The organism is Streptomyces sp. NPDC096310, assembly GCF_044763125.1.
GTDB lineage: Bacteria > Actinomycetota > Actinomycetes > Streptomycetales > Streptomycetaceae > Streptomyces.
Genome location: NZ_JBIWFO010000051.1, coordinates 1 through 9,999 on the forward strand (window position 1 = coordinate 1; position 9,999 = coordinate 9,999).

12 protein-coding genes are annotated in these 9,999 nt (G+C 69.6%); 8 read left to right on the forward strand and 4 right to left on the reverse strand.

Annotated features, from left to right (window positions below; all coding sequences use genetic code 11):
* Positions 1–174: 174 nt before the first annotated feature.
* From ACIQ7D_RS37165 to ACIQ7D_RS37175, 3 genes are all read left to right on the forward strand, one after another.
* Positions 175–1,320, forward strand: coding sequence for a GAF domain-containing sensor histidine kinase (locus ACIQ7D_RS37165; protein WP_403945648.1), 1,146 nt, complete (start codon positions 175–177; stop codon positions 1,318–1,320).
* Complete coding sequence (locus tag ACIQ7D_RS37170; protein WP_403945649.1) at positions 1,313–1,999, forward strand: response regulator; 687 nt, start codon at positions 1,313–1,315, stop codon at positions 1,997–1,999. Before ACIQ7D_RS37165 ends, ACIQ7D_RS37170 begins: the two co-directional genes overlap by 8 nt.
* 174 nt (positions 2,000–2,173) lie before the next feature.
* Entirely contained in the window at positions 2,174–2,422 is a 249-nt protein-coding gene (locus ACIQ7D_RS37175) for a chaplin (protein ID WP_403945651.1), read from the forward strand.
* Positions 2,423–2,613: 191 nt separating this feature from the next.
* Here the strand turns inward: ACIQ7D_RS37175 and ACIQ7D_RS37180 are convergent, their stop codons facing one another.
* Entirely contained in the window at positions 2,614–3,414 is an 801-nt protein-coding gene (locus ACIQ7D_RS37180) for a hypothetical protein (RefSeq protein WP_403945653.1), read from the reverse strand.
* Positions 3,415–3,542: 128 nt separating this feature from the next.
* Between ACIQ7D_RS37180 and ACIQ7D_RS37185 the strand changes: the two genes are divergently transcribed.
* The 4 genes from ACIQ7D_RS37185 to ACIQ7D_RS37200 all read left to right on the forward strand — a co-directional run bounded on the left by ACIQ7D_RS37185 (position 3,543) and on the right by ACIQ7D_RS37200 (position 6,851).
* A complete protein-coding gene (locus ACIQ7D_RS37185; RefSeq protein WP_403945654.1) occupies positions 3,543–4,334 on the forward strand; it encodes an ABC transporter ATP-binding protein in 792 nt (263 codons plus the stop codon).
* Positions 4,335–4,411: 77 nt separating this feature from the next.
* A complete protein-coding gene (locus tag ACIQ7D_RS37190) occupies positions 4,412–4,843 on the forward strand; it encodes an NfeD family protein (RefSeq protein WP_403945657.1) in 432 nt (143 codons plus the stop codon).
* A gap of 195 nt (positions 4,844–5,038) precedes the next feature.
* Positions 5,039–5,968 carry an SPFH domain-containing protein gene (locus ACIQ7D_RS37195; protein WP_030353811.1) on the forward strand — a complete coding sequence of 310 codons (930 nt, stop codon included), beginning with the start codon at positions 5,039–5,041 and terminating at the stop codon, positions 5,966–5,968.
* 106 nt (positions 5,969–6,074) lie between these two features.
* Positions 6,075–6,851: a sulfite exporter TauE/SafE family protein gene (locus ACIQ7D_RS37200; protein WP_403945660.1), complete on the forward strand. Its 777-nt coding sequence runs from the start codon at positions 6,075–6,077 to the stop codon at positions 6,849–6,851.
* A 3-nt stretch (positions 6,852–6,854) separates the two neighbouring features.
* On the opposite strand, the gene ACIQ7D_RS37205 is transcribed toward ACIQ7D_RS37200, so the two are convergent.
* From ACIQ7D_RS37205 to ACIQ7D_RS37215, 3 genes are all read right to left on the reverse strand, one after another.
* Positions 6,855–7,373, reverse strand: a complete 519-nt coding sequence (locus ACIQ7D_RS37205; protein ID WP_403945662.1) for an HNH endonuclease — start codon at positions 7,371–7,373, stop codon at positions 6,855–6,857.
* 162 nt (positions 7,374–7,535) lie between these two features.
* On the reverse strand, positions 7,536–8,075 hold the full coding sequence (locus ACIQ7D_RS37210; protein ID WP_403945664.1) for a YbhB/YbcL family Raf kinase inhibitor-like protein: 540 nt from the start codon (positions 8,073–8,075) through the stop codon (positions 7,536–7,538).
* Between the two features lie 65 nt (positions 8,076–8,140).
* Positions 8,141–8,923 (reverse strand): sporulation protein, encoded by a 783-nt coding sequence (locus ACIQ7D_RS37215; RefSeq protein ID WP_403945667.1) that lies wholly within the window; start codon positions 8,921–8,923, stop codon positions 8,141–8,143.
* Positions 8,924–9,008: 85 nt separating this feature from the next.
* Here ACIQ7D_RS37215 and ACIQ7D_RS37220 point away from each other — a divergent pair, with 85 nt between their 5' ends.
* The gene (locus tag ACIQ7D_RS37220; RefSeq protein ID WP_403945670.1) at positions 9,009–9,650 is read left to right on the forward strand and encodes a DNA-3-methyladenine glycosylase; all 642 of its coding nucleotides are present in this window, start codon (positions 9,009–9,011) and stop codon (positions 9,648–9,650) included.
* The last annotated feature ends 349 nt before the right edge of the window (positions 9,651–9,999 follow it).

A 9,999-nucleotide genomic window follows, 5' to 3' on the forward strand; every position in this document is an offset into this window, starting at 1 on the left:
CCGATCCGAAAACCGATCACCCTCAACTACCTTCAACTGTCCGGGCCTTGGCACACCAACTCAACGAGCCAGCACCACCAAAGTCACCAGTATTGGTCCTAGGCCCAAGGACCCCGTCCCCAGGCGGTCCCCGGGCCGATACGCCGCGTACCGGCCCGCCGGTACGGTGGCCACATGAGCCACCGACCCAGCTCCGGCCTCGCCGCCGTGAGCACCGCACTCCTCGCCATGAGCAGGCGTCTGGAGGTGCACGACGTCCTCAAGACGATCGTCGCCTCCGCCCGCGAACTGCTCGACGCCGAGTACGCGGCCCTCGGTGTCCCGGACGACCACGGCGGCTTCGCCCAGTTCGTCGTCGACGGTGTCAGCGACGAACAGTGGAAGGCCATCGGCCCGCTGCCGCGCCAGCACGGCATCCTCGCCGCGATGCTCCACGAGGAGAAGGCCGAGCGCCTCGCCGACGTACGGAAGGACCCCCGCTTCGAGGGCTGGCCCTCCGCCCACCCCGACATGTCCGACTTCATCGGCCTGCCGGTCAGGGACGGCGACGAGACCATCGCCGCGCTCTTCCTCGCCAACAAACGCTGCCCCAAACCGGACGGCGGCTGCGGATTCACCGAGGAGGACGAGGAACTCCTCTCGATCCTCGCCCAGCACGCCGCGATCGCGCTGACCAATGCCCGGCTGTACGAGCGCAGCCGCGAACTCACCATCGTCGAGGAGCGCTCCCGCCTCGCCCACGAGCTGCACGACGCCGTCAGCCAGAAGCTCTTCTCCCTGCGGCTCACCGCCCAGGCCGCCGCCGCGCTGGTCGACCGCGACCCCGCCCGTGCCAAGGGCGAACTCCAGCAGGTCGCCGCCCTCGCCGCCGAGGCCGCCGACGAGCTGCGCGCCGCCGTGGTCGAGCTGCGCCCCGCCGCCCTGGACGAGGACGGGCTGGTGGCCACGCTCCGTACCCAGATCCAGGTCCTCGACCGCGCCCACGCGGCCCGGGTCACCTTCGACAGCTCCGCGGTACGGGCGCTGCCAGCCGCCCAGGAGGAGGCGCTGCTGCGGGTGGCCCAGGAGGCCCTGCACAACGCGCTGCGCCACTCCGGCGGCGACCGGGTCGACGTCACCCTCGCCCGCCGTGCCCAGGGCGCCGTCCTCAGCGTCACCGACAACGGCAAGGGGTTCGAGCCCCGCGTGATCCGCCGCGCCGGACGCCACCTCGGACTGGTCTCGATGCGGGACCGGGCGAGTGGAGTGGGCGGCAGACTCCGGGTGCGGTCCGCGCCCGGACAGGGCACCACGATCGAGATGGAGGTGCCCGGTGGCTGAGGAGAACCCGGTGGCGGAGGAGAACAGGGGCGGCACGCGGCGCTCCGCCATTCGCGTCCTGCTGGTCGACGACCATCAAGTGGTACGGCGCGGACTGCGCACGTTCCTGGAGATCCAGCCCGACATCGAGGTCGTCGGGGAGGCGGCGGACGGCGCCGGGGGCGTCGCCCGCGCCGAGGAGCTGCGCCCCGACGTCGTCCTGATGGACATCAAGATGCCCGGCGCCGACGGTATCGAGGCGCTGCGCAAGCTCCGCGACCTCGGCAACCCGGCCCGGGTGCTGATCGTCACCAGCTTCACCGAGCAGCGCACCGTCGTCCCCGCGCTGCGCGCCGGCGCCTCCGGCTACGTCTACAAGGACATCGACCCCGAGGCGCTGGCGGGCGCCATCCGCTCCGTCCACGCCGGGCACGTCCTGCTCCAGCCCGAGGTGGCGGGCGCACTGCTGGCCCAGGACGAACCGGGGACGGGCCAGGGGAGGGGTACGTCGCTCACCGAACGGGAGCGCGAGGTGCTCACCCTCATCGCCGACGGGCGTTCCAACCGGGAGATCGCCCGCGCGCTGGTGCTCTCCGAGAAGACGGTCAAGACGCACGTCTCGAACATCCTGATGAAGCTGGACCTCTCCGACCGTACGCAGGCGGCGCTGTGGGCCGTACGGCACGGGGTGACCGGCTGATACGGCGGTCACGACGGGGCACGGAGATATCCGGAGGGTCATCTTCCGGTCTGAGATTCATACTGTCGGGTGTATGTCACCCATACGGCGCATCCTGAGCGCCGGTCGCGCGTTCTCCACGGCGTGCCGCCGCATACCGCGGCGGCTGTTGATCACGCGATTAAGGAACACCCCATGAAGGTTGCCAAGAAGGCCGCCCTGGTCCTCGTCACCGCCGGTCTCGCCGCGGGCGCCTCCGCCGGCGCCGCGTTCGCCACCGAAGGCGGCGCCCACGCCGACGGCCTGGCCCAGCACTCCCCGGGCGTCGGCTCCGGCAACGCCGTCCAGGTCCCGGTCCACGTCCCGCTGAATGTGACCGGCAACACGGTCAACGTGATCGGCCTGCTGAACCCGGCGTTCGGCAACCACGCGGTGAACTTCTAAGGGCTCGGTTCACCTCCGGGGCGCTTCATACCGCGCTCCTTCGGCTCACTCGCCGGCCAGGCGCGCAGACGCGCCAGGCGCGGACGCGGGCCGATGATCCGGCGCCGGAGGCCCCTTTCCGCACCGGAGGCCCCCCGCTCGGCACGGGTGCCGAGCGGGGGGCCGCGGAGCGCGCTTTTCCGCCGGGGCCGTCAGACGCCCGCGCCGGGACCGTTACGCTCCCGCTCCTCCACGTACGCGTTGTACGACGCCACCTGCGCCCGCCGCGCGAACCGCTCCACCGGCCGCAGCGCCTCACCCCGCGCCGCCATCTCCGACGCGCTCACCGCGCCCCCGTGCCCGTGCTCGTACGCCAGCTCGATCATCAGCCCCACCCGCTGCGCCTGCTCCAGCACCCGCACCGCCCGCTGCGGATACCCCGGGGCCAGCACCTCGCGGCCCGCCTCCGCCCGCGCCCGGTACGCGTCCACGATCGCCTCGGCCACCGGCCCCGATGCCGCCACGTCCAGCCCGGACAGCACCTCCGCCGCCTCCCGCAGCGCCTCCGAAAGCTCCCGCTCCGCCTCCCCGAGCGAGGGCACATCCGCCGGCGGGGCCTCCCGTACCGGCAGGCAGTGCCAGAGGACCGAGACATGACGGTCGCCCTCGGGGCCCACCGCGGACACCTCGGGAACCAGCCCGTACGGCGCCCCTACGGCGATCACGGCCTCCTCCGCGTCCAGCGCGCGGGCATTGAACTCCGGCGGCCCGCACAGCCCCAGCGGATGCCCCGGCGCGGGCAGCGCGACCCGGTACCCGGTCACCCCGAGCGCCCGCAGCCGCCCCAGCGCCAGCGTCAGCCCCACGGGCCCCGTCTCGCCCGGCAGCCCCTCCACCCGGTGCACCGCGTCCTCCCCGACCATGGCGAGCACCGCGTCGTCCGGCGATACAAATCCGGCCAACAGGGCATTTCCCCAAGCGGCCAGCAGTCCTGAGCGTGGTTGCGAAAGCATGGCCACAGCCTAGGTAACAGACCTCACGGCCGGACCACTCGACCGGTGGCGTAGGTTTTCCCTGGGGGTCCGCGTCTACAGGCGCACCCGAATACCTCAAGACGATTGCATGGGGAGACAACGCGCTCATGAGCGATGTACTGGAGCTGGTGGACGTAACCGTGGTCCGCGACGGACGCGCTCTGGTGGACGATGTCTCCTGGTCGGTCAAGGAGGGGGAGCGCTGGGTGATCCTCGGCCCCAACGGCGCGGGCAAGACCACCCTGCTCAACCTCGCCTCCAGCTACCTCTTCCCGACCGCCGGCCAGGTCCGGATCCTCGGCGAGAAGCTCGGCAAGGTCGACGTCTTCGAACTGCGCCCGCGGATCGGCGTGGCGGGCATCGCCATGGCCGAGAAGCTGCCCAAGCGCCAGACCGTCCTCCAGACCGTCCTCACGGCCGCGTACGGCATGACCGCCACCTGGCACGAGGACTACGACGAGGTCGACGAGCGGCGCGCCCGCGCCTTCCTCGACCGGCTCGGCATGACCGAGTACCTGGACCGCAGGTTCGGCACGCTCTCCGAAGGGGAGCGCAAGCGCACTCTCATCGCCCGCGCGATGATGACCGACCCCGAACTGCTCCTCCTCGACGAGCCCGCCGCCGGCCTCGACCTCGGGGGCCGCGAAGACCTCGTACGCCGCCTCGGCCGCCTCGCCCGCGACCCGTACGCCCCCTCCATGATCATGGTCACCCACCATGTCGAGGAGATCGCGCCCGGCTTCACCCATGTCCTCATGATCCGCCAGGGCAAGGTGCTCGCCGCCGGCCCCATGGAGACCGAGCTGACCTCCCGCAACCTCTCCCTCTGCTTCGGGCTCCCGCTCGTCGTCGAGCACACCGACGAGCGCTGGACGGCGCACGGCCTGCCCCTCGGCTGAACCTCCGTCATATCGGCGGCCTTCTGACCCGATATCGCCCCTGTCGGGACAGGGACCCGCGCCCCTACCATGACCATGTGGAAATCGACGCGTGGGTGTGGTGGCTGATCGGCGCCGTAGGACTGGGCATTCCCCTCGTCATCACGGCGATGCCCGAGTTCGGCATGTTCTCCGCCGGTGCGGTCGCCGGCGCGATCACCGCTGCCCTCGGCGGCGGAGTGGTGGTCCAGGTCCTGGTCTTCGTCGTGGTGTCCGTGGCGCTCGTCGCCGCCGTACGCCCGTACGCCGCCCGGCAGCGCGCAGGGACGAGCCCGGGGGCCGCCACCGGGATCGACGCGCTGAAAGGCCGTCAAGCCGTCGTCCTGGAACGGGTGGACGCCAGAGACGGCCGGATCAAGCTGGCCGGCGAGGTGTGGTCGGCGCGCACCTACGACGAGGCCTCCTCCTTCGAACCCGGCCAGCAGGTCGACGTGGTCGAGATCGACGGAGCCACAGCCGTCGTCATGTGACGGCTTCCGGCCACCCGGCCCTTCCGGCCGGGCAGCCGAACGCGACGGACACGATAAACGCGACACCACAGTCAGACACCGCAGTCAGACATGACAGTCAGGTGACTCAACCCGGCCGAACGGTCACTACGTTCACTCCCGGTCTGAGAAACTGGATCATCGGAACATCCGGCAGAGAAGGGCCCGAAAAACGCGATGCCATCAATCATCATCGTCCTGGTCATCCTGGTGGTGCTTGTATTCATCGCCCTGATCAAGACGATCCAGGTCATCCCACAGGCGAGCGCCGCCATCGTCGAACGGTTCGGCCGCTACACGCGCACCCTCAACGCGGGTCTGAACATCGTGGTCCCGTTCATAGACTCGATCCGTAACCGGATCGACCTGCGCGAACAGGTCGTCCCCTTCCCGCCCCAACCGGTGATCACCCAGGACAACCTGGTCGTCAACATCGACACGGTCATCTACTACCAGGTCACCGACGCCCGCGCCGCCACGTACGAAGTCGCCAGCTACATCCAGGCGATCGAGCAGCTCACCGTCACCACGCTGCGCAACATCATCGGCGGCATGGACCTGGAGCGCACGCTGACCTCCCGCGAGGAGATCAACGCGGCGCTGCGCGGCGTCCTCGACGAGGCCACCGGCAAGTGGGGCATCCGCGTCAACCGCGTCGAGTTGAAGGCCATCGAGCCGCCCACCTCCATCCAGGACTCGATGGAGAAGCAGATGCGTGCCGACCGTGACAAGCGCGCCGCCATCCTCACCGCCGAAGGTATCCGTCAGTCGCAGATCCTCACCGCGGAGGGCGAGAAGCAGTCCGCGATCCTGCGCGCCGAAGGTGAGGCCAAAGCCGCCGCCCTGCGCGCCGAAGGTGAGGCCCAGGCCATCCGTACGGTCTTCGAGTCCATCCACGCCGGCGACCCCGACCAGAAGCTCCTCGCCTACCAGTACCTCCAGATGCTCCCCAAGATCGCCGAGGGCGACGCCAACAAGCTCTGGATCGTGCCCAGCGAGATCGGCGACGCGCTCAAGGGACTCAGCGGCGCCTTCGACAACCTCGGCGGCGGCATGCCCGGCTTCAACACCGGCAAGGAGCGCAGGCAGGACACCCCGCTCGACTGAGCACCCCGATCGGCAGAAGCACCCCGCTCGGCAGAACACCCCCGCCCTTCGTGCATGATCGGTGGTCGGTGCATCCGGCACCGATCAGCACGAAGGGCAGCACACCGTGACCATCTGGGAGATGCTCGCCGTCTTCGTGGCGGGCATCAGCGCGGGCGCCATCAACACCGTCGTCGGCTCCGGCACGCTCATCACCTTCCCCGTCCTGCTGGCGACAGGACTCCCCCCGGTCACGGCGACCGTCTCCAACGCCCTCGGCCTGATACCCGGTTCGATCAGCGGAGCCATCGGCTACCGCGCCGAACTCACCGGCCAGCGCCCCCGCGTCCTGCGCCTGAGCGTCGCCGCGCTCCTCGGCGGACTCGGCGGCGCCACCCTGCTGCTGCTCCTGCCCCATTCGGCCTTCGAGACGATCGTGCCCGTCCTGGTCACCCTCGCCCTCGTCCTGGTGATCCTCCAGCCCCGGCTCGCCCGCGCCGTCCAGGCCCGCCGCGCACGCAAAGGCACCACCGCGGGCCCCAACGGCGGCCCGCTCCTGTTCACCGGACTGCTGCTCGCCAGCGTCTACGGCGGCTACTTCACCGCGGCGCAGGGAATCATCTACCTCGCCCTGATGGGCACGCTGCTCGACGACACCCTGCAACGCCTCAACGCGGTGAAGAACATCCTCTCCGCCGTCGTCAACAGCGTCGCCGCGCTCTTCTTCCTCTTCGTCGCCGAGTTCGACTGGACGGCGGTCGTCCTCATCGCGATCGGCTCGGCACTCGGCGGCCAGCTCGGCGCCCGGTTCGGCCGCAGGCTGCCGCCGGCCGCCCTGCGCGCGTTGGTCGTGACGGTCGGCGTCGTCGCCATCGTCCAGCTCCTGATCCGCAGATACGGCTGACCCTCACGCGGCCGGCTGCACCTGCACCCCCGACAGCCACTGCGGCAGCTCGGAACGCTCACCGACGCGCAGCGACAGCAGCATCGCCTCCGCCGGGGAAGGCACGAACGGCGCGTGCAGCAGCGGCATCCCCGCCTGGTCCGGCGTACGGTCCGCCTTGCGGTGGTTGTCCTCGGCGCACGAAGCCACCGTATTCAGCCAACTGTCCGCGCCTCCCCGGGACCGCGGCATCACATGGTCCACCGTCGTCGCGCGCCGGCCGCAGTACGCGCACCGGTGCTGGTCCCGTATCAGGACCCCACGCCTCGACCACGGAGCCTGTCTTCGGAAGGGCACCCGGACATACCGGCAGAGCCTGATCACCCGCGGCACCGGAAGCTCCACGGCGGCGGCACGCACACGGAGACCGGGATGGGCCTGCTCGACGACGGCCTTGTCCTGGAGCACCAGCACCACCGCACGATTGAGCGTCACCGTCGACAGCGGCTCGAAGCTCGCATTCAGTACCAGCGTGTCCCGCATACCGTCCACCTCCCGTGTTTCGCCGCCCGGCCCCCTGACATGGCTGACAAGGCTGTGGGCTTGGATCAACTCTGGCCGGGCGCGCCGAGAGGGACAACACAATAAAAAATGCCCTGCCCTGATCTCTCCAAGACCAGGGCAGGGCAAACAAAAAGCAAACGGTCAGCTCCCGGCGGGCGCCGCGTACTCCCCGAGGAGCTGGGCGCGCGCCAGCGTGTGGAAGCGCAGATTGAATCCGACGACCGCGGGAGAGGCGTCGCTGTCCGGACCGAGCCGCTCACTGTCCACCGCGTACACGGTGAACACATAGCGGTGAGCCGGGTCTCCGGGCGGCGGCGCGGCGCCCCCGAAGTCCTTCGACCCGTAATCGTTGCGCGCCTGTACGGCGCCCTGGGGCAGCCCCTCGAACGAGCCGCTGCCCGCGGCCACCGGAAGCTCGGTGACCGTCGCGGGGATGTCGAAGACCACCCAGTGCCAGAATCCGCTGCCGGTCGGCGCGTCGGGATCGAAGCACGTCACGGCGAAGCTCTTGGTCTCCGCCGGAAACCCCTCCCACCGCAGCTGCGGCGAGGTGTTCCCGGCGGCCTGGACCTGGGCGTCCTTCAGGACGGCCCCGGGCGCGACGTCGTCGCTCACCACGGTGAACGACGGCACCCGCGGGTGGAAGTCGTGAGGGAGTGGGGCCCTCGTCGCCTCGGTCACGTCTGAACCTCCGGATATCGGCTGTCGTCTGCCGGATGTCGGCGCACCGAGCCTAGAGGCCGCGCTCAGAACCAGTTGCGACGGCCACCCACTTCGGCGAGCCACTGGTTGAGGTACGCGGCCCAGTCGGTGCCCTGGTAGTCGCCAAGCCCCACCTGGAACGAGCGGAACGAGTCGCTGCCCTCGGTGAACAGCCCCGGCTTCTTGTCCATCTCCAGGATGACGTCCATCTCGCGGTCGTCCGCGACGAAGGTCAGCTCGACCTGGTTCAGCCCCCGGTACTGCTGCGGCGCGAAGAACTCGATCTCCTGGTAGAACGGCAGCCGCTGCCGCGTCCCGCGGATGTGCCCCTTCTCCATGTCCGCGCTCTTGAAGCGGAAACCGAGATGGATGAAGGCGTCCAGGATGGCCTGCTGGGCCGGGAGCGGGTGGACGTTGATCGGGTCGAGATCGCTGTTGTCCAGCGCCCGCGCGATGTCCAGGTCCGTGGTCACCCCGATGTTCATGTTGCGCAGGGGCTGCCCGTCGATGGTCGTGACCGGGGTCTCCCACGGGATCTCCAGGCCGAACGGCACCACGTGCACCGCCCCCGCCTGCACCTCGAAGGCGCCGCCGATGCTCTGCCGGGTGAACTCGATGTTCTGCTTGGTCTCCTGGTCGTTCCCCTCCACCTCGACCCGCGCCTGGAGCCCGACGGAAAGTCCCTGGATCTGCTGGTTCACGGAGCCGCCTTCGAGCCGCACCTCACCCTGCACCACTCCGCCGGGCACGACGTTCGACTCGGTCAGCTCGGTCTCGACCGTCGCCCCACCGGCGCCCAGGCTCGCGAGCAGCTTCTTGAAGCCCATGTGTCACTCCTACTCAGTCCTTCGGGTCCCTGACCCGTACATACGCGATCCGGCCACGGACGGTTCCCCGGTACGCTCGGACGCCATGATGGCGAGCCCCGACCGTATGCCGTTGCCCAGGGAGTTCTTCGACCGGGCGGTCCTTGAGGTCGCACCCGACCTCCTCGGCCGGACCCTGGTACGTGAGACAGCCGACGGCCCGATCGAGTTGCGGCTCACCGAGGTGGAGGCGTACGCGGGCGAGATCGACCCGGGTTCGCACGCCTTCCGGGGCCGCACGCCCCGCAACGCGGTCATGTTCGGCCCGCCCGGTCACGCGTACGTCTACTTCACCTACGGGATGTGGCACTGCCTCAACCTGGTCTGCGGACCGGAGGGCAGGGCGAGCGGAGTGCTGCTGCGGGCCGGGCAGATCGGTGTAGGTGCGGAGCTGGCACGTAAACGTCGCTTCTCGGCCCGTCACGACAGAGAACTGGCCAAAGGCCCGGCACGCCTGGCCACCGCCCTCGACGTGGACCGCGCGCTCAACGGTACGGACGTCTGTGCCGGCCCGGAGCAGCCGCTGTCGATACTCACCGGCACCCCGGTCACCAAAGACCAGGTCCGCAGTGGTCCCCGTACAGGGGTGGGCGGCGACGGCGCGCCCCACCCCTGGCGCTTCTGGATCGACGGCGACCCCTCGGTCAGCCCATATCGGGCCCACGTTCCACGCCGCCGCCGAACTTGACTCCGCTGTTCGCGCCGCCTAACGTGGCCCGAGCCGCTTTCAACGGGGCTGCTGTTCAGCAGCTTCCGAAGCGGCCACCCACTACACACGATCACAACCCTGACGGGTCAGAGCTTCGGCATGCCGAAATTCTGTACTCATCGGCTCGATTATGAGCCGGGCGGGGATTCGGTTAAAGTAGTGAGCAGCCGAAAGGCAAAGGGCCAATCCAAAGGCCGTCGGAATTCTGGAAGCGGGAAACACCGCCGAATGAATCTGATAGAGTCGGAAACGCAGGAACGAAGTACAGAACAAAATGAAACACCGAAGGGAAGCGCCCGGAGGAAAGCCCGCAGGGGTGAGTACGAAG